Origin of the sequence: Psychrobacillus sp. NPDC058041 (assembly GCF_042885655.1) — a bacterium.
Taxonomy (GTDB): Bacteria; Bacillota; Bacilli; order Bacillales_A; family Planococcaceae; genus Psychrobacillus.
This window is the reverse complement of record NZ_JBHVRO010000009.1, coordinates 39,266-59,207: the sequence shown is the minus strand read 5'-3', so window position 1 is coordinate 59,207 and position 19,942 is coordinate 39,266. Positions and strand designations below refer to the sequence as shown.

Genomic DNA, 19,942 nt, shown 5'->3' with positions numbered 1-19,942 from the left:
GATGAACTTACACGTCATGATGATTCCAATCTAAAAAGGTTCCTAGAAACAGAGCAAACAAGGGGGAAATTGATATGACTAAAATCATTGGTCTTATTTGTGGTAGTTTAAGAAGAAATTCTTATAATCGAATCATTGCTCAATCATTGATAGAAATGGATAATTCAGTAGAATTCCGTTGGATTGAGATAAAAGATCTGCCTTTATTTAATGAAGATTTAGAAATGGAAGGAAATCCAGAAACAGTAACAACATTTAAGTCGTCTATTCAAGAGGTAGACGGTATTATTATCGTCAGTCCGGAGTATAATTCTGGGATTCCGGGCGTGTTGAAGAATGCATTGGATTGGGCATCAAGACCTGCGAAGTCCTCTGTGTTAACTAGAAAACCAGTTGGTCTTATCGGAGCAACTCCCGGAGGATTAGGTACTGCTTTTTCTCAAATGCAAATAAGACAAATTTTAGAAGCCATGCAAGCACATGTACTTCCTTTTCAAAAAGTACTAATTTCTCAAGTACATGAAAAGATTGATTCCAATCAGAAAGTACTTACTGACGAAAAAACAAAACGATATCTTCAGCGTTATTTACAACAATTTATTGATTGGATTGATCACCTACCTATTTTAGATTAATAAAAGTTGACCAAAGAGGGTGATAAGGTCGTTGAATAACGACCTTATCACCCTCTTTTAAAGTAGTTTCTTTATATACATTTATGTTATTAAATTCCTAAAAAATCATTACAGCACTTATTAATAAGACCACTCAAAGATTTATAAGATCAATCCTTGAATTGCTACTGCAACATAGAGACTCTTCCGTAAAAATAACTAAATCAATTAATTTATTCATCTACAAAATACTATTTAACTGAGAATGTTATATACCAATTTTGTAGCTAAGTGAGTGTAGGGAGTGAAGCTTTGTTGAATATTGCAGAGAAGAAAGTGACATGGTTAGAGTTATTTTACGATTTAATATTTGTTGCAGCTGTTGCGACAACCACACATGTTCTGCTTCAGGTAGAGGCTAAACACATTCCATTCGGGAATTTATTTAAATATGTGTTAATGTTCATTCCAGTTTGGTGGTCTTGGGTAGGACAAACGTTGTTTATTAATCGTTTCGGACAAGACATATTAAATCAACGTATTCATATGATTGTTCAAATGGTGTTCGTCCTAATCATGACTTCTAGCTTATCAGCTAATTTTGATCTATATTATTATGCATTTCTAATCGGATATATCGGCTTGAGAACTTTAACAGCCATACAATATCTAGTAGTCCGAAAGAAGGAAACGGGAGATAGAAGATTAGTAGCTCACTATTTGGGAACCCGATTCTTGATTGGAATACTTATTTCTGCAAGTTCCATCTTTTTCGATTCTTGGCTTCGTTATATTTTGTTATACATCGGTATTTTCGTGGATATCTTAGTACCTATATTTGGGCGTAAGTATTTAATCAAGATGCCGACCAACATGGCTCATTTGTTAGAGCGCTTTGCGTCACTGACACTCATTCTTTTTGGAGAATTGATCGTCAGCACCCTTCGGTATTACAACCGCAGCGAGGGGACTGGAATTCGATATTATTCTCTGTCACTTCCTTCATTCTAATTCGTCTGTTAGCAAGTCTAGTCGCGTTCAGTTGGATTGTGACTGTCCCTAACCTAGTCCTTGTGGGAGAACTTGCCCTATTCTTCATGATCTATGCCAAAGTAACAACGACGTAAAACTAACCGCTTCTCTACCGGGATACATATATGTTACTTAAAGAATATCATGTTAGACGAGGCGGTTTATTTCAAATGATTCAATTATGGGTGAATCTTCCTCCCGCCAATAAAATATGCATAATTGTTAAACAAGAGTAAAAACCATTCTTCAACTAACCTGCCCGTTTGTTAAGTAGAGTTGTTCACAAACTTCCATATATCATTCAATTATTTCTATAAATTTTTTAAATCGTCGCTAATTTATTCAAAATATCTCATCTTTTTTATAAACATCCGTGACTTTATTTCAAATCAACATCTGTTCTTTTTAGCTAATTACCGATAATAAAAATGTGGTACACTTGATTCAAACACAGATGAGGTGGAGAAAAATTTGACTTTTTTAGAAAATCTAAATGAAACATTACAAGAAAAATGGGCAAAAACAAACTTTGCATTTGAAATGCCTATTCAATCGCAATTGATACCACATATGCTTGATGGTTCAGATATAGTAGCGGAATCTCCAACGGGTACTGGAAAAACGTTAGCATACGTCCTTCCGTTATTACAAAAGGTAGATCCTTCAAAGAAACAAATTCAAGCATTAGTCATTGTCCCTTCTCAAGAATTAGGTATGCAGATTGTAGAAGTTTTCCGTGAATGGACTGCCGGGACTGATATTTCCGTTGCACAATTAATCGGTGGAGCAAATATTCAAAGACAAATTGAAAACTTAAAAAAGAAACCAACAATTATAGTAGGAACACCAGGAAGATTACAAGAACTGGTAAAAGTAAAGAAATTAAAAATGCATGAAATCAAAACAATCGTATTAGATGAAGGCGACCAATTATTAAGTCGAGAGCATCGGACAACCGTAAAGGGGTTAATAGATGCAACTCTTGAGAGACAACTTGTTGTTGTTTCTGCTACGATTACCGACGAAATTGAGTTAGTTGCAGAAAGAATGATGAATAATCCGGTGCGTATTCAAGTGTCTGCTGAAGAAATACCTTCAAAAGGTGAAGTCGTTCATAGTTTTGTGAAAACAGAAACACGTGATAAAACGGAGTTATTAAGAAGACTCTCCCATTTAGAAGGAATGAAGGGTCTTGCATTTGTAAATAGTATAGATCAACTATTGATGAAGGACGCGAAACTTACTTACCGTGATGCTCCAATAGTATCCTTACATTCAGAAATGAAAAAAGAAGAACGTAAAAAAGCATTGGATGACTTTAAAAATGGGAAAGTAAGTATATTAATTGCTACGGATGTTGCGGCAAGAGGACTAGATATTTCGGGCTTAACACATGTTATACATGTGGATGTACCACATTCAATTGAACAATATTTGCATCGTTCAGGACGTACTGGCCGCGCAGGAAAAGATGGAGAAGTATTAACATTATTAACGTATTCAGATGAAAAAACATATAAAAAGTGGACGAAAGAGCTCCCAAGTAAACCAATACAGAAAATTTGGTATCGTGGTGATTTTATTGAAGGTTCATCCAAAACGATTGAGAAGAGAGGAAGATAATAAATGAACTTCCAACAAAAACTAGAAGAATATGCAGAACTAGTTGTAAGAGTTGGCTTAAATATTCAAAAAAATCAACCCCTTCTAATTAACACAACGACAGAAACGATAGATTTCACAAGACTTATCGTAAAAAAAGCGTATGAAGCTGGCTCAAAAAGAGTGGATGTAAACTATACGGACGAAGTAAATGCAAGAGCTTTTTACGATTTAGCACCGGATGAAGCATTTCATGAATTTCCGAAATGGGCTGCTATGCAAAGAGATGAATTAGTTGAAAATAATGGTGCATTACTCTGGATAGATGCAGATAATCCTGATCTACTCGAAGGTGTATCCATTGAACGAATTACAAATTTCCACAAAGCAAGCGGTAAAGCATTGGAAAATTACAGAAAAGCAGTGATGAATGACGTCATTACGTGGTCTATTGTTGCAATGCCTTCCCCGAAATGGGCAGCAAAAGTATTCCCTCATTTAGAAGGAGAGTATCACATGCAAGCGCTTTGGGATCTTATTTTCCAAGTAGTACGAGTTGGTGAAGGAACAGCTGTTCAGAAATGGACAGAGCATATTAATCATTTAGAAAGTCGTGCAGCCTTATTAAACGAAAAACGATATAAAAAGTTGCACTATAAATCCGATGGTACAGATATTCAAGTGGAACTTCCAAAAGGACATATATGGCTTTCAGGTGCAAGTAAAAATGGGCAAAGTGTACCTTTTATTGCAAACATGCCGACCGAAGAAGTATACACGGCTCCACTTAAAACTGGTGTAAACGGATATGTAAAAAATACAAAACCATTAGTGTATCAAGGAAATATTATTGATAATTTCACTTTAACATTTGAAAATGGTGCTATTACAAAGGCACAAGCAGATACTGGAGAAGAGTTATTGCTAGAATTAATACAAACAGATGAAGGTGCAAAATATTTAGGGGAAATAGCTTTAGTTCCTCATGAATCGCCTATTTCAGCATCGAACGTATTATTTTTCAACACCCTTTTTGATGAAAATGCCTCCAATCATTTTGCAATTGGAGAGGCGTATCCAACTTGTGTGGAAGGTGCACGTGGTTTAAATAAAGCGGAGCTTGAAAATTTGGGTCTTAATACATCAATTGTACATGAAGATTTTATGATTGGTAGTGCACATATGGATATACTAGGAGAGTTAGAAGACGGAACGATGGAACCAATTTTCCAAAAAGGTACTTGGGCTTTTTAAGGAGTCGATTCATATGAAAAAATGGATTGCTGCACTTATATTAATTTTCTTCCCTTTTTCAACACTTACGAGTGAAGCTAAAGGGGGAGAAGTTTATATTGCTTTAGGGGACTCTATAGCTGCCGGACAAACACCTGATAGAGCGATTGACTCTGGATATACAGATTTAATAGCACAAGAGTTGACTCGATCTCATCAACTTACCTATTATTCAAAAGCACTTGCATTTCCTGGTTATACAACTGCAGACGTATTAAAAACAGTCCGTACGAAAGAAGCGAAGGAATTACTTAAAAATGTAACAGTTGTTACCATTTCAGCAGGAGCAAATGATTTACTTAGACTTGTGCAAGTAAATCCTTCAAATGGGTCTATTGCATATCAGCAAGTTCAAGTAAACTTCGCATTAAATAATGTACGGAAAAATATTGCTGAAGTTATACAAGAAGTTCAAGCGACTACACCAAAAGCAAAGATTTATATAATGGGATATTATTTTCCTTATCCACACTTGCGCGACTCACAAAAAGTAGGTATAAAAAAACAACTAGAAACAATGAACACTATTCTAAAAACAGAAGCGGAAGCAAATGGAGCAATATATGTTACTGTAGAAGAGGCATTCAAGGGTAATGAAAAAGAATTGTTACCCAACCCTGCAGATGTGCATCCTACAATGGAAGGGTATCGACTAATGGCAAATGCTTTTTTTAAACAGTACAATGGACGATTACAAGTAAATCCAAATGAATTACCAGCTCCAAACCCACTTACTTTTGAACAAATTCTCAATAGACAAAAAGAATTACCAAAATCACCTGTTTCAAAAATTCAAGGTTTCGATCAATATTTGGGTTTGACAAAATTAAAACCCTATATATAGAAAAATCTGTTCCCAATCTACAATGGGAACAGATTTTTTATTTTACGGTCTTTCTTTTCATTATTTTTCGTACGATTGGATAGACTATTGGCGCCAATTTTATTGCAGTTTTAACGATGCTTTTTACTCTCATATTATCGCTCCTAATAGATTCTAAACTGTATTATTCAATTCCCATTAATGCAGTAATGTAAACATCATCTTAATACTTTGACACCTTGGACAATATTCCAAACTAGAATAATGATATAAATAATTAAATATAAGAATACGAGTAATAAGGGAACTGAACTCATAAATATGGAAGGTTGATTAAATGAACTATAGGACATAGAAAACACACTGGAATAGACAACGATAAATAAAATAATCATAAAAATAAGAGGGATTAAATGGGAAACAAGTGAACGTTTAGCGTGTTGTTTCACTTTCGAATCTTGAGAAATAAAGAATACGATAATTGGAAGTATTAAAGGGGCAAATAAAACACTAAAATAGGATAATGCTGATAAAAGTCTGTTATTTTCCATTGGAATTTTCTCCTTTCTGATTAATTGATTAACACGAATAAAGTGGGAAACAGGCTTGGATAAAGTAGTTTTTCTAATTAGTCTCGGGAAATTAAAACATAGTCTCGATTTCGGGTGAATTGGTCTCGAGTATAGTACAATTGGTCTCGAGTATAGTAATCTGGTCTCGGCTTCAGTACAATTGGTCTCGAAGTGCCGTAAATTGTAAAAAATACATCAAGTTTAGAGAAGCGTCCGCTCGACTCTTATGAGAACGACTAAGCGGACACCCAGAGGCTTTTCTTATTTTCACTTCAATCAATAATAAAAGAGACTAAAATCTTTTTATATTTTTCTACGGATGAAATAGAGACATATTCTTTTTCACCATGCCAATCCGCTCCAGAGGGGCCGAACTCAATGGCTCCGGCTCCATTTTTTGCATAGAATCGAGTATCCGCGGAACCATGTTGGCCAAATAGGTTGGTAATAGAATTCGTCATATTGGTTGTAACTTGTTGAAGTTTAAGAACATATAAATTGTTTTCTTCTGTAGTCACTGCTGGCTCGCAAGCATGAACAATTACTTCACTTTCCGGAAAATCCATATGAGCAGCATTCTTAATTAATGCTAAAATTTCTGAACTGTTTTGTCCTGGAACAAAACGAATATCATAGCTCATGACACATTCAGCCGGAACAATATTATATCTGTCCCCTGCATGTATTTTTGCCAAATTTATTGATGGATAATCATAGAACTTATTACTTGCTGATAAAAAGGGAAGTTTTCGCATTGCTTTGTCAAAAGCAAATGCTTGTTCAATCGCATTTACCCCTTCCCAAGGGCGACTTCCATGACTGGATTTACCTTTTAATTTAACATCTAATTGGATAATTCCCTTTGCTTGAAGACCAATATGTAAATGAGTAGGCTCTCCGCAAATAATGAAATCTCCGTTAAATCCTTGATCTACTAAATACTTGGAAGTAGCTCCGTCGGTTTCTTCGTCAGTAACAATATGCAGTTGAATTCTTTTTGTTAATTTTTGAGGAGTTAATGAAAGTTCGTAGAAAGCTTGCATCATAGCAGCTACACCTGCTTTCATATCGGCTGATCCTCGTCCATATAAACGGTCGCCTTCTTCGAATGGATTAAATTGTTCTGCATCTCCAGGAACAACATCGACATGACCGTTCCATATAATACGTTCTTCGCCAATTCCTATTTCTGTAACAAGCATCAGCTTAGAATTATTTTCATAAACAGTTACAGCGATACCTCGAGCTTCAAACCAATTTTTACAAAACAATAATGCAGCATTTGCGCCTTCTACATCATCACTTTTTATGCGTATCAAATCTTTCAATAACTCTATCATAATCGTCTGCCCCTTTTCGTATAATATTTCTATTAGTATAACAATCAAAAACATGGGGTTGCATTACTTATTTTATTGGGCTACAATGAACACGAACTAAATAATTCATAACCACAAGGGGCGTCGCTTACGCGGCTGAGATAGTACCCTTCGAACCTGTAAGTTAATGCTTGCGTAGGGATGTGGATGGAAACTGACAATCGCGCGATGTCTGGGTCTATCCCAGGGTCGTTTTTTTTGTGGTCAAAAAGGAGATTACGATGAGAAATCAACGTGTATTATTATTAATAGAAATCGCTATTTTTGCAGCCTTAGGGTATGTATTAGATATGCTAGGGTTTGGTATGCCACAAGGCGGCTCCGTTACTTTCGTGCTTGTTCCAGTTATTTTAATTGCTTTTCGACGGGGTGTTGTTGCTGGTCTTATTACAGGATTTTTAATTGGGTTATTGCAGGTAGCAACAGGTCGTTTTTATGCAGTACCGTTATCTTTTGGATATGTATTTTTGCAAGTATCAATCGATTATTTTATAGCGTTTATGGTAGCCGGATTCGCTGGTTTCTTTAGACCAGCATATATGAAAGCACTTGAAAATAAAGATACGAAAAAAATGGCGATTGCAGTCATTTTAGGAGCATTCCTAGCTGCGTTTCTTCGTTATTTAGCACATGTCACTTCTGGAATAGTATTTTTCGGAGAATATGCTGGCGATCAAAACGTAATTTTGTATTCATTAATCTATAATGCTACTTATATGATTCCAGTATTTTTATTCGCGGCATTCATTTGTACAATCTTATTTGTAAAAGCGCCACGCCTTCTACTGCCGAATAAAGTTTAAATATGATATGATTATTGTACATTCAAATGAGAAGGGATCTTTTAAGATGATTGTACAAACAAACGAAGAGTTAGAAGCGTTAAAAAAAATCGGTCGAATTGTTGCGGAAGTTAGAGATGTAATGAGAGCAGCAACCAAACCGGGAGTAACAACGAAAGAAATCGATGAAATCGGTGGAAAACTATTTGAACAATATGGTGCTATTTCAGGACCAATGGGGGAATATGATTTTCCAGGTTACACGTGTATAAGTGTAAACGAAGAAGTGGCACATGGTATACCAGGATCTCGTGTCATTAAAGAAGGCGATATCGTGAACATTGATGTCTCGGGTTCATATGATGGATATTTTGCAGATACAGGTATTTCATTTGTCGTTGGTGATGGGTATGAAGAAAAAGAAAAACTATGTGCAGTAGCTGAAAGTGCATTTAATCGGGCTATGTTAAAAGTTAAAGCTGGATCTCGTTTGAACCAAATCGGGAAAGCTGTAGCTAGAGAAGCAAAAGAAAATGGTTTGCATGTTATTATGAACTTAACTGGGCATGGTATTGGTAAATCTTTGCATGAAGCTCCTCAGCATGTGTTAAATTATTATGATGCATGGGATCCAACGATTCTAAAAGAAGGTATGGTTCTTGCAGTAGAGCCTTTTATCTCTCAAAAAGCAGAGCATATTGTAGAATCAGGTGATGGTTGGACTTTTGTAACACCAGATAAATCGTTAGTTGCTCAAATTGAACATACGATTGTAGTTACAAAAGAAGGGCCACTTTTATTGACGAAAATTGATTAAAAAAAATGCCTTGGAAATCATAATTTCCGAGGCATTTTTTTTATGAAGAAGATTCCTACTATAAGTACACAACTTAAAAACATAGAAGCAGCTGTGATTAATAATTCATCCAACAAATGGTGAACAGCTATACCGATAAAAGACCAAATAAAGACAAGGACGATTACAGGGTCATTATAATGGAAACGTATATGCATAGCAATTGCGGTAGCTACTGTTAAAAAAATTACTATCCACAATGATTTTGTGATTCCCCATCCACTAAATTCAATGAAAGTAAGATAGTAATCAGTATTTATAAATGTAGCAACGAGCATCCATCCTAGATAAACAGAGATAGGATTTCTCGTCATCCAAGATTGCTCCATTGTAGAATAAGTCATATATAGTAAAAACAAAATTCCTATCAAAGCAAACATATCAATTAGTGAAAGTGCAAATAATCCATAATGCCAAAAAAAGATCCAAAGAATATTGAGAATCGAACTAAATACGAATAGTATTACTCGTTTCCAAGATATAGTTACTCCGTTCTTATATTCTTTCATAATATTCCATATCCAACATGCTAATAAAAAGTAGATGGCAAACCAAATAAGAAAAACATAGCTTGCAGGAGTAAATAAAGCTGGTAGCCAATTTGAAATTTCTCTAGTTGTATGATGATTTATTGGTAGCGTACTTGCGAGTATACTTACCGCAACTGTAGAGATCCAGCTTATAATCAAAAGGACTATTTTAATCATATGCATCCCTCCTATCCTTCTAGTATACCTTTCAAATATTCTAACAAACCAACCGATTTGTGAATGTTTCATGGCAAAAGCGGAATAATCCAATTATGGAAAACATGGTATAATATAATTCGAACTAGTATGAATTTTTAAGGGGGAAAAATAATGGCTGAAAAATTGTATCCAATTACGTGGGATCTTGATTCGTTTTTTGAAGGTGGAAGTGCATCAAAAGATTTACGGATTCATTTAGATGAAGTTAAAGAAAAACAGAAGTTATTTGAAGAGAAATTGAAAGGTTTTTCAACTCCTACTTCAAGTAAAGATGCACAGGAATTAGAAAAAATTATAAACGAACTAAAAGATATTGCAGTTAATTTATCGGAAGCAGGAGCAGTAATTGGATGCTTCCTTGCACAAGACACTACTGATAAAAATGCAGCACTTTTAGAAGGGGAAATGGGAAGTATATATGCGAAGTTTTCTTCTTTAATGCTTGTAATCCAGCAAGGATTAAGTAAAACAGATGAATCGGTTTGGAATGAACTAATGAAGTCATCGGAATTAGCTGATTTTTCATTTGTCCTAAATGAGTGGAGAGATGAAGCAAAGAAAATGCTCACTGAAAAAGAAGAAGAAATGATTACAACTCTTGGGGTGGATGGTTACCATGCTTGGGGTCAACTTTATGATTTATTAGTAGGAGACATTCGAGTAAAAGTAAAAGTAGATGGCGAAGAAAAAGAACTTTCCGTTGGACAAGCAAATAATTTAAGTTCACACGAAAATGCTTCCACTCGAAAAGAGGCTTTTGAAACACTTGAAGCTGCTTGGACTGAAAAAGAAGAGTTTTTTGCAAAAACATTAAATCATATAGCTGGTTTCCGACTTGCTGTATATGAAAAAAGAGGCTGGGAGTCTGTATTACAAGAACCTCTAGATATTAATCGAATGAAACAAGAGACGCTTGATGCTATGTGGGGAGCAATTTCTAAAAATAAAGCTCCTTTTGTGGAATATTTAAACGTAAAGTCGACGATGCTAAAGGAAAATGGAATGCATTGGTATGATTTAGATGCACCAGTAAGTGCTTCAACAGAAAAAATGGATTACCAACAAGGCGCCGAGTTTATTCTAAAACATTTTAAAGAATTTGGACCTAAATTAGAAGCTTTCACAAGAAACGCATTTGAAAAAGGATGGATTGAAGCAGAAGATCGCCCGAACAAGCGTCCTGGTGGATTTTGTACAGGTATGCCAGTTTCAGAGGAATCTCGAATTTTCATGACTTATAGCGGAACAATGTCGAATGTCTCGACTTTAGCGCATGAATTAGGACATGCATTTCATTCATATGCTTTAAGACCAGTACATTGGATAAATCGCCAATACGCAATGGGAGTTGCGGAAACAGCTTCTACATTTGCGGAAATGATTGTTGCGGATGCAGCTGTTAAAGAAGCAAAGACAGATGATGAAAAAATAGCACTACTAGAAGATAAAATTCAACGAAGTGTTGCGTTCTTTATGAACATTCATGCTCGTTTCTTATTTGAAACAAGATTTTATGAGGAACGTAAAAAAGGAATCGTTTCTGCAACGAAATTGAATGAGTTAATGGAAACAGCTCAAAAAGAAGCATATGGAGATGCACTTGAAACGACACATCCACATTTCTGGGCTTCAAAACTTCATTTTTATATTACAGAAGTTCCATTTTATAACTTCCCGTACACATTTGGTTATTTGTTTTCATTAAGCATATATGCAAAAGCAATTAATGAGGGAGCAAATTTCGAAGAGAAATACATTGCTTTACTTCAAGATACTGCAGTGATGTCAGTAGAAGATTTAGCAATGAAGCATCTTGGGGAAGATATTACAAAGGAGGCATTTTGGATAAAAGGCATTAACCTTTGCATTCAAGATGTAAACGAGTTTATACAATTAACTAATGCAAAAGGATGACGATGCTTGATTTATTTAGAAGGAGATACATGTTATATACGCACATTAAATGTAAAAGACGCACCAAGTCTAGCAGATTTAGTTTTTAAAAACAAAAGATATTGGTCCATTTTTGAACCATTACATCGAAATGATTATTATACTACTTCTGTGCAAAGAGAAAAAATTCGTGAGTCTCTACTATTGATGAATGAAAAGAGAGAATTTAGTTTCGGTGTGTTTGCACATGGTACTGATCAAATGATTGGTAGTATTTCTCTGTATAGTTTAAAAAGGATGCCTTTTTCAAGTGGTCTCATCGGTTATTCTATAGATGAACAATTTATTGGAAAAGGTATTGCTTCTGAAGCTGTCCATCTTGTAAAGCTATTCGGGTTTGAACACGTCCAGTTAAATCGAATTGAGGCGTTTGTATCTCCAAAAAATCTTGGATCTATAAAAGTATTAGAGAACAATGCATTCCAACGGGAGGGCTTACTTCAAAGCCTTCTCTATATAAATGGAAAGTGGGAAGATCACTATATTTATGCTTCCATTAATAATGAACACAGTTGACTGGAAGTTTAAATGAAATATGTGTAAATAAAAAATTGGTTATTCATATAGGTGAATAACCAATTTTTTTGTCGATTTCCTGGGAAATAATAAATTATTTAAGTTGTATGAAGTGCACCGTCTACAACCAAATCTAATCTTCCCGTATTTGGATCGATAATGAGACCGTGGATAGGAATATCTTTTATCATTAAAGGGTGATTTTTTATCATATTAACGCTGTGTAAAACACTTTCTTGTACATCTGAAAAACCTTCTAACCATTTTTCAACATCTACTCCGGAGTTTTCTAATATATCAAAGTTACGAGGATCAATACCTCGAGCAGTCATTTTCTCTATAATTTTGTCGGTATGGATAGAACTCATACCACAATCGTGATGGCCTATTACATATATTTCATCCGCCTGCAGTTCATAAACTGCTACGATTAAACTACGCATAATACCACCGAAAGGATGATTAATAACTGCTCCTGCACTTTTTACTATTTTGACATCCCCATTTTTGAAATTCATAGACTTAGGTAGTAATTCAATAAGTCGAGTATCCATGCATGTTAAAATAACCACCCGCTTATCAGGAAACTTCGTTGTTAAAAAAGGTTCATATAGTTTATTCTCTACAAAATATTCATTGTACTTTAACACTTCACGTAAATTAGGCATATTTTTTCCCCTCCATAATCTATCTTTATATTCTATATGAAAAAAGGGTTTATTTCCTCTAATTTGTTTGAATTATTTAGCCGCTTTTTGTTTTCGTTCAGAAACAAAGAAAGATTTACCTGTTCCAATAGCCACAGATTGTAGAGGTTCAGGAGCAATATGAACTGGAACTTCAATAACGCTGGAAAGCCATTCTTTAATATCTTTTAGAAGTGCCCCTCCACCAGTTAACACAACTCCATGGTCCACGATATCACCAGCAAGTTCAGGTGGACATATTTCAAGTGTTGCACGGATTGCTTCTAAGATTGTTTCAAGAGACTCAGTCAATACACCTTGTATTTGAGTAGAGGACAGATGAATTATTTTAGGTAATCCAGTAACAACATCTCTTCCTCGTACATCCATTTGTTCTACTGTATGGGGTATCAAGGCATGACCAATAGTTTTCTTAATTTCTTCTGCTGTAGGTTCTCCAATTAAAACATTATATTCTTTTCGGATAAAATGAATAATTGATTCATCCATTTTATCTCCTGCAGCCTTTACAGTGTTAGAAGCAACAACACCTCCGAATGAGATAATTCCAACTTCTGTAGTACCACCACCAATATCAACAATCATACTTGCAACTGGTTCATTTACAGGTAGACCCGATCCAATCGCTGCTGCAACAGGTTCTTCCATAAGTTGAACTTCTTTAGCGCCACTTTGTCTTACTGCATCTTGAATTGCTCTTCGTTCGACAGAAGTAGCACCTGATGGAGTACAAACTATAACAGATGGCTTTCTCAATGAAGTTCCCAGTTTCTTACTTGCATTCTGCATGATAAGTTTCAATAATTGGGTAGTAATATCAAAATCAGCAATGACACCGTCTTTTAATGGGCGAATAACTTCTATAGAAATCGGTGTCTTTCCAATCATTTCTTTTGCTTTATGTCCAAATGCGATTATATCTCTCGTTTTTGTGTTGACTGCCACTACAGTTGGTTCATCTATAATTATGCCTTTACTTTTCGTATATACTAATGTATTTGCTGTCCCTAAATCTATTCCAATATGGGCATTTGAAAACATATATATTCCTCCATTCAATCATACTCAATAAGTATAAATGATAAAAAGAGGTTTGCCATGTGTAACATTATGGAAGTTTACAAATGTTTCATTGTTTAATAGGTCAATATATGTAGGGTGGTGAAGCAATATAATCTAATAGTCTGTACTAGTCATTATATTGACATAGAACTGTCTTTAAAATGAAAAGAAAAAGATAAATAATATCAATTTAGAGAAAAATAAGTAGTAACTACTTATAAAGAAGCGAAGAAATTGTAACTAACTTTGATTTTAAAAGAGTAAGTCAGTCTTTCATTATCCGAACCTTAAGCACTAGGTCACTACACAATTCAATGGGGCAATGGACAAACATTTGCCACAAGATTACCGAATTCCCCCGGGAATAGAAATCGGGAAGTAGTGAAGAACATTGTAATCTCTTAAAATAAAAAAACAACCGCAGAAATGCGGTTGTTTTGAATTATTTAGAAGGTTTTGGATCTACTGCAATTGAATCATGTGAGTTCATTGATTTTGCGAAGTAATGCATAACTGTATAACCTACAATACCTGTAACTGCTGCAAAGCCAAGAACTGTAACTGTGAATAAGCCCATTATTAAACACCTCACTAGTCATGTTACTATTATTATAGCTTAAAACTATTTAAAAGGTAAGTAGTATTTTATAGAAATCCACTTAATAATAGTTAGAATGCCCAGTTACCGTTGCGGAAGATAGGCTCTATAGTCCCATCTTCTTTAACTCCATCAATATCCATTTTATCGGACCCAATCATAAAGTCCACATGAGTAATACTCTCATTAAGCCCATTCTTAGCAAGTTCTTCGCGACTCATCGTTTTGCCGCCTTTTAGACAAAATGCATATGCGCTACCAATTGCTAAGTGATTCGAAGCATTTTCATCGAATAGAGTATTGTAGAATAATAAATTAGAATTAGAGATTGGTGAGTCATGTGGAACTAGTGCAACTTCCCCTAAGTAGTGAGAACCTTCATCTGTTGCGACAAGATCTTCAAGCACTTTCTGGCCTTGTTCTGCTTCTACTTTTACAATACGACCTTTTTCAAAAGTAACAGTGAAATTATCAATAATGTTACCACCGTAACTTAACGGTTTAGAACTTGAAACGTAACCGTCTACACCTGTTTTCAACGGAACAGTGAAAACTTCTTCTGTTGGCATATTCGCCATGAAGTCTTCTCCTTTTTCGTTGACACTGCTCGCTCCACACCATAAATGACCTTCTGGAAGTTCGATAGTTAAATCAGTTCCTGGAGCTGTATAGAGTAGTTTTTTATAGTTTTTATCATTTAAATAATCTACTTTCTCGTGTAGTAGTTTATCATGTTCTTTCCAAGCTGAAACTGGATCTTCTAAATCGGCGCGTACCGCTTTGAAGATAGCATCCCAAAGTGCAGAAACTTGTTCTTCTTCCCCAACATTCGGAAATACCTTTTTAGCCCATTCTTTTGATGGTGAAGCAATTACTGTCCAGCTAACTTTATCGGATTGCGTATATTGGCGAAATTTACTTAATGCAGTACCAGCAGCTTTTTGGAAAGCAGCAATCTTACTAGTATCAACACCTTTTAAAAGGTCTGGACTTTGGCTTATAATGCTCATGAAAGCAGTACCTTGTTCAGCTAACAGTTCTCTTTCTTGAACTTTCCATGATGGGAAGGAGTCAAAAGATTCTTTAGGAGCTAAATCATAGCGTAAGCGAGTAATTTCATCGTCTGAAAAGTCTACAAATACTTGATTTGCACCGACCTCATACGCCTTTTTGGTAATTAATCGAACAAGTTCAACACTATCGATTGAAGAAGAGATAAATAAATTTTGGCCAGGCTGAATATTAACCCCAACTTCTACAGCGAGCGCAGCGTACTTTTTAAGTGTTTCATTAAATAATGACATATTCATACTCCCTTTCTATGTTTAACTTAATAATATCAGTTTTCAGTCAAATGTAACAATACATATTAGAGGTAAAAAGTCGTATATTGTTCATAAAATATGAAATTATATTACAGGAAAATAAGTTTATTATTAAAAAAAGTACAAAATAGCCGAAATAATGAGAGAAATAGAATTTGGGGGTTAATGAATGGATATATCTACAGTTGTTGGTCTTATCATTGGGTTAGTTTCATTGTTAGTTGGAATGTATTTAAAAGGAGTTAGTCCAGATAGTTTATTAGTTCCTGCCGCTATCTTAATTATTATCTTTGGAACAATTGCAGCTGTAGTAATTGCTTTTCCGATGAATGAATTGAAAAGAGTACCCAAGTTATTTGGAGTAATATTCAAAGATAAAAAACTTGCAGATGATAGAGAAGTTATTAAAATGTTTTCTAGTTGGGCAGATTTGGCACGTAGAGAGGGCTTATTAGCATTAGAAAGTAAGATTACTGATGTAGATGATCCATTTTTAAAAAATGGATTAACACTAGCGATTGATGGACAAAATGCGGATTATATTCGTGATGTATTGTCAGAAGAAATCGATGCTTTAGAAGAAAGGCATATTGGTGGAGCTTTAATATTTACACAAGCAGGTACATATGCTCCTACACTTGGGGTACTTGGAGCAGTAGTTGGACTGATTGCCGCTTTAAAAAACTTAAATGACATAGATGTATTAGGACATGCCATTTCAGCAGCATTTGTTGCGACGTTATTAGGGATTTTCACTGGTTACATTATTTGGCACCCATTTGCAAATAAACTAAAGCGAAAGTCTAAGCAAGAGGTTCGCCAAAAATTGATGATGTTGGAAGGGATTCTTTCCGTGTTAGAAGGAGATGCCCCTCGAGTTATTGAACAAAAACTAGCTTCATACCTGTCTATGTCCGACCGCAAAAAAATAATGAACGAAAGCGGGGACGGAGACCTTGGCAAAGAAGCATAAAAAAAAGCATAGGGAAGAAGAGCATATTGACGAATCATGGCTTATTCCATACGCAGATATTTTGACATTATTGTTAGCTCTTTTTATCGTATTGTTTTCAATGAGTACTGTGGATCAACAGAAGCTCGAACAGATGGCTCAAGTTTTTAATCAAATCTTTGATGGTGGAACAAATTTTATGGATAATCCTTCTCCAATTGATGTACCTATAACACCAAATAATACAAATGAAACAGAAGAGCAAAGTTCTGCATATATTGAAGACCAGAAAGCACTATCTGAGATAAAAGCTAGTGTCGATGAATATATTGCAGTTAATGCATTAGAAAAACAGTTCGTAACCAAATTAACGGATGAAGGATTGCTTGTTACAATCCGTGAAAACATTTTGTTTGATATGGGAAAAGCAGAAGTAAAATCAGAATATCGTCAAATTGCGGAAGACATATCCGATCTTTTAGTATTTGATCCTCCAAGAAATGTTGTAATAACTGGGCATACTGATAATATTCCAATTTCAAGCAGTGAGTTTTCCTCTAACTGGGAACTAAGTGTAATGCGTTCAGTAAACTTTCTTAAGATTTTAGTTAGTAAAGGAACGATTGACCCACTATATTTTAGTGCAAAAGGTTATGGTGAATTTAAACCTGTTGCCTCTAATGATACTGTAGAGGGACGTGCTAAGAATCGACGTGTGGAAGTGTTAATACAACCACGCGTATTACAAGATGGTACTCTAAACGACGCTCCAAAATAAGAAAAACTGATAACAATTTTAAATTGTTATCAGTTTTTCTTTTGACTTTTTCGAACAAAAGTTTATAATGAAAACAAAAGTTTAATTGAGAGGAGGTTAATTATTGTGCAACCAAAAGAAATACAAATATTACAGTACCTTAGAAAAAATCCATATGCATCTCAATTAGAGATCGCAAATAACCTAGATATGTCAAGACCAGCAGTTGCAAATATTATTTCCCAATTAATTAGGATTGGTAAAATTACAGGTAGAGCATATATTCTTCCTGAAGCCAATGAGGTTATTTGTATCGGTGGTGCAAATTTAGATCGCAAATACTTAGTAAAAAATCAGTTACAAATGGGAACATCTAATCCAACTACGAGCTTGCAAAGTGTTGGGGGAGTAGCTAGAAATATTGCCGAAAATTTAGGGCGACTTGGTCATAGTGTACGATTATTATCCGTAGTTGGGAATGATATTGAATATCAAATAATCGAAAAAGCATCCAGTCATTGGATGAACTTATTTTCTGTAGAAAAACTCGCTAATTATTCAACTGGAACTTATTCTGCCATTTTAGATAAGCAAGGTGAGATGCTTTTCGCACTAGCTAATATGGAAATATACGATCAACTTTCTGTTGAGTACATGAAAAAACAAGAATCTTATCTTACGAATGCTCAACTATTAATAGTGGACATGAACTGTCCTAAGGATGTAATTGAATACTTACAAACACTTGCTATTGGAAAAAATATCTCTCTAGCAATCATTCCTGTATCATCTCCTAAAATGGAAAGAATGCCGGATAACTTAAGTGGTATTGAATGGATCATATTAAATCGAGACGAAGCAGAAACATATTTAAAAATGGAAATTAATGATGAAGGAAGTTGGAGAGCAGCTTCAGAAGCATTTGTTCAAAAAGGCGTTAAACATGTTGTCATTACAAATGGTAGTAAGGGAGTAATGTACTCAAGTGAAGAAAGTGAATCTACACTAGTACCTGCTATTAATGTAGATCATGTAGTCGATGTGACTGGAGCTGGAGATGCTTTTGTATCTGGAACACTTCATGCATGGTTGGAAGGAACAGAAATGAAATTAGCAGTAAATGCAGGTATGGTTAATGCAAATAAAACATTACAATCTGCAGAGACTGTTCGTAAAGAACTTTCAAAAGTTACTTTAAATAATGAATTGGAGGAATATTTATCATGAGAGAATTTTTAACATATTCAAAAGAAGTAGAAGAAGGAATGGCAGCAGGAAAAGCGATAGTAGCATTGGAATCAACAATTATTTCACATGGTATGCCTTATCCACAAAACGTTGAAATGGCAAGAAAAGTGGAACAAATTATTCGTGACAATGGTGCAGTTCCAGCAACGATTGCCATAATGGATGGAAAGATTAAAATTGGCCTTTCAGAAGAAGAGCTAGAAACATTAGGCACAAGTAAAAATGCACGAAAAACTTCTAGAAGAGATCTTCCTTATGTAGTTGCCTCTAAAGAAATTGGTGCTACTACAGTTGCCACAACAATGATTTGCGCAGAGCTTGCTGGTATTAAAATGTTCGTAACTGGTGGAATCGGTGGGGTGCATAGAGGTGCAGAAACGACAATGGATATTTCAGCGGACTTGGAAGAATTAGCTTCTACTAATGTAGCTGTAGTATGCGCTGGAGCAAAATCCATTTTGGATATTGGTCTAACACTAGAATATTTAGAAACTAAAGGTGTTCCGGTAGTAGGATTCCAAACGGAAAAGTTCCCAGCATTCTATACAGCAACTAGTGCGTTTAATGCAAACTTCCGTCTGGATGAGCCACAAGAGGTTGCAGAAATGCTAAAAGTGAAATGGGATCTAGGTCTAAATGGTGGCGCAATTATTGCAAATCCAATTCCTGCAGAGCATTCAATGGAAGAAGCATATATTAACGGAATTATTGAGAAAGCTTTAAATGAAGCAGAAGAAAACGGCATTAAAGGGAAAGACGTTACACCATTTTTACTTGGAAAAGTAAAAGAATTAACAGAAGGAAAAAGCTTAGAATCAAATATTGCATTAGTTTACAATAATGCAACAGTAGGGGCTAAAATTGCTGTTGAACTAAATAAACTATAAAAAAAACCTTCCCGAGAAACTAATCTCGGGAAGATTTTTTTTATAGATGGCTATGTTAATTATCTTTGTTGATAATAGAATACACCAACAAATGGTCTAAAATAGTTGTAAGACGACACAGGTTAGTTAGAAGAACAATAAGCATTATAGACGGCTCTTTTTTTTTATTTAACTAACGCAGCAGGTTAGTGAAAGAGGAAATAAAAAACGAGAATAGAATATAAACATTGAGTAT

At 35.0% G+C, this 19,942-nt stretch carries 20 protein-coding genes, 1 pseudogene and 1 riboswitch; of the genes and pseudogenes, 13 read left to right on the top strand and 8 right to left on the bottom strand.

Annotation, left to right across the window (positions count from 1 at the left end; translation table 11 throughout):
* The first annotated feature begins 74 nt into the window (after positions 1-74).
* From ACFVR1_RS14420 to ACFVR1_RS14400, 5 genes and pseudogenes are all read left to right on the top strand, one after another.
* Complete coding sequence (locus ACFVR1_RS14420) at positions 75-635, top strand: NADPH-dependent FMN reductase (protein ID WP_387584997.1); 561 nt, start codon at positions 75-77, stop codon at positions 633-635.
* Positions 636-935: 300 nt separating this feature from the next.
* A pseudogene (locus ACFVR1_RS14415) lies at positions 936-1,627 on the top strand (low temperature requirement protein A); the annotation flags it as partial.
* 490 nt (positions 1,628-2,117) lie between these two features.
* Complete coding sequence (locus ACFVR1_RS14410) at positions 2,118-3,269, top strand: DEAD/DEAH box helicase (RefSeq protein ID WP_387584996.1); 1,152 nt, start codon at positions 2,118-2,120, stop codon at positions 3,267-3,269.
* A gap of 3 nt (positions 3,270-3,272) precedes the next feature.
* Positions 3,273-4,502, top strand: coding sequence for an aminopeptidase (locus ACFVR1_RS14405; RefSeq protein ID WP_387584994.1), 1,230 nt, complete (start codon positions 3,273-3,275; stop codon positions 4,500-4,502).
* A 13-nt stretch (positions 4,503-4,515) separates the two neighbouring features.
* Complete coding sequence (locus ACFVR1_RS14400; RefSeq protein ID WP_387584993.1) at positions 4,516-5,385, top strand: SGNH/GDSL hydrolase family protein; 870 nt, start codon at positions 4,516-4,518, stop codon at positions 5,383-5,385.
* A gap of 37 nt (positions 5,386-5,422) precedes the next feature.
* Here the strand turns inward: ACFVR1_RS14400 and ACFVR1_RS14395 are convergent, their stop codons facing one another.
* The 3 genes from ACFVR1_RS14395 to ACFVR1_RS14385 all read right to left on the bottom strand — a co-directional run bounded on the left by ACFVR1_RS14395 (position 5,423) and on the right by ACFVR1_RS14385 (position 7,276).
* Positions 5,423-5,518, bottom strand: a complete 96-nt coding sequence (locus ACFVR1_RS14395) for a hypothetical protein (RefSeq protein WP_387584992.1) — start codon at positions 5,516-5,518, stop codon at positions 5,423-5,425.
* Positions 5,519-5,582: 64 nt separating this feature from the next.
* On the bottom strand, positions 5,583-5,915 hold the full coding sequence (locus tag ACFVR1_RS14390) for a magnetosome magnetite crystal formation protein family (protein ID WP_387584990.1): 333 nt from the start codon (positions 5,913-5,915) through the stop codon (positions 5,583-5,585).
* 293 nt (positions 5,916-6,208) lie between these two features.
* Positions 6,209-7,276: a M20 family metallopeptidase gene (locus ACFVR1_RS14385; RefSeq protein WP_387584988.1), complete on the bottom strand. Its 1,068-nt coding sequence runs from the start codon at positions 7,274-7,276 to the stop codon at positions 6,209-6,211.
* A 106-nt stretch (positions 7,277-7,382) separates the two neighbouring features.
* Positions 7,383-7,474, top strand: a riboswitch (TPP riboswitch).
* Positions 7,475-7,536: 62 nt separating this feature from the next.
* On the opposite strand from ACFVR1_RS14385, the gene thiT reads away from it, so the two are divergent.
* Positions 7,537-8,118 (top strand): energy-coupled thiamine transporter ThiT, encoded by a 582-nt coding sequence (gene thiT / locus ACFVR1_RS14380; RefSeq protein WP_387584987.1) that lies wholly within the window; start codon positions 7,537-7,539, stop codon positions 8,116-8,118.
* A 46-nt stretch (positions 8,119-8,164) separates the two neighbouring features.
* Positions 8,165-8,914 (top strand): type I methionyl aminopeptidase, encoded by a 750-nt coding sequence (map, locus tag ACFVR1_RS14375; protein WP_387584986.1) that lies wholly within the window; start codon positions 8,165-8,167, stop codon positions 8,912-8,914.
* A gap of 17 nt (positions 8,915-8,931) precedes the next feature.
* Here map and ACFVR1_RS14370 read toward each other — a convergent pair whose 3' ends face one another.
* Positions 8,932-9,660 (bottom strand): TspO/MBR family protein, encoded by a 729-nt coding sequence (locus ACFVR1_RS14370; RefSeq protein WP_387584985.1) that lies wholly within the window; start codon positions 9,658-9,660, stop codon positions 8,932-8,934.
* A 153-nt stretch (positions 9,661-9,813) separates the two neighbouring features.
* Between ACFVR1_RS14370 and ACFVR1_RS14365 the strand changes: the two genes are divergently transcribed.
* Complete coding sequence (locus ACFVR1_RS14365) at positions 9,814-11,616, top strand: M3 family oligoendopeptidase (RefSeq protein ID WP_387584983.1); 1,803 nt, start codon at positions 9,814-9,816, stop codon at positions 11,614-11,616.
* 6 nt (positions 11,617-11,622) lie between these two features.
* Positions 11,623-12,171 carry a GNAT family N-acetyltransferase gene (locus ACFVR1_RS14360; protein WP_387584982.1) on the top strand — a complete coding sequence of 183 codons (549 nt, stop codon included), beginning with the start codon at positions 11,623-11,625 and terminating at the stop codon, positions 12,169-12,171.
* A 98-nt stretch (positions 12,172-12,269) separates the two neighbouring features.
* On the opposite strand, the gene ACFVR1_RS14355 is transcribed toward ACFVR1_RS14360, so the two are convergent.
* The 4 genes from ACFVR1_RS14355 to ACFVR1_RS14340 form a co-directional block, all read right to left on the bottom strand.
* Positions 12,270-12,839, bottom strand: a complete 570-nt coding sequence (locus ACFVR1_RS14355) for a beta-class carbonic anhydrase (protein WP_387584980.1) — start codon at positions 12,837-12,839, stop codon at positions 12,270-12,272.
* Positions 12,840-12,911: 72 nt separating this feature from the next.
* A complete protein-coding gene (gene mreBH / locus ACFVR1_RS14350) occupies positions 12,912-13,919 on the bottom strand; it encodes a rod-share determining protein MreBH (protein ID WP_387584979.1) in 1,008 nt (335 codons plus the stop codon).
* Positions 13,920-14,382: 463 nt separating this feature from the next.
* The gene (locus ACFVR1_RS14345) at positions 14,383-14,517 is read right to left on the bottom strand and encodes a hypothetical protein (protein WP_387584978.1); all 135 of its coding nucleotides are present in this window, start codon (positions 14,515-14,517) and stop codon (positions 14,383-14,385) included.
* A gap of 92 nt (positions 14,518-14,609) precedes the next feature.
* Positions 14,610-15,842 carry an aminopeptidase gene (locus ACFVR1_RS14340; protein WP_387584976.1) on the bottom strand — a complete coding sequence of 411 codons (1,233 nt, stop codon included), beginning with the start codon at positions 15,840-15,842 and terminating at the stop codon, positions 14,610-14,612.
* A 190-nt stretch (positions 15,843-16,032) separates the two neighbouring features.
* Between ACFVR1_RS14340 and motA the strand changes: the two genes are divergently transcribed.
* The 4 genes from motA (at position 16,033) to ACFVR1_RS14320 (ending at position 19,707) form a co-directional block, all read left to right on the top strand.
* Positions 16,033-16,836 (top strand): flagellar motor stator protein MotA, encoded by an 804-nt coding sequence (motA, locus tag ACFVR1_RS14335; RefSeq protein ID WP_387584975.1) that lies wholly within the window; start codon positions 16,033-16,035, stop codon positions 16,834-16,836.
* The gene (gene motB, locus ACFVR1_RS14330; RefSeq protein ID WP_387584973.1) at positions 16,820-17,593 is read left to right on the top strand and encodes a flagellar motor protein MotB; all 774 of its coding nucleotides are present in this window, start codon (positions 16,820-16,822) and stop codon (positions 17,591-17,593) included. The genes motA and motB overlap by 17 nt, the downstream gene beginning before the upstream one ends.
* 105 nt (positions 17,594-17,698) lie before the next feature.
* Positions 17,699-18,799: a carbohydrate kinase gene (locus tag ACFVR1_RS14325; protein WP_387584972.1), complete on the top strand. Its 1,101-nt coding sequence runs from the start codon at positions 17,699-17,701 to the stop codon at positions 18,797-18,799.
* Positions 18,796-19,707, top strand: coding sequence for a pseudouridine-5'-phosphate glycosidase (locus tag ACFVR1_RS14320; protein ID WP_387584970.1), 912 nt, complete (start codon positions 18,796-18,798; stop codon positions 19,705-19,707). The genes ACFVR1_RS14325 and ACFVR1_RS14320 overlap by 4 nt, the downstream gene beginning before the upstream one ends.
* Positions 19,708-19,942: the final 235 nt, after the last annotated feature.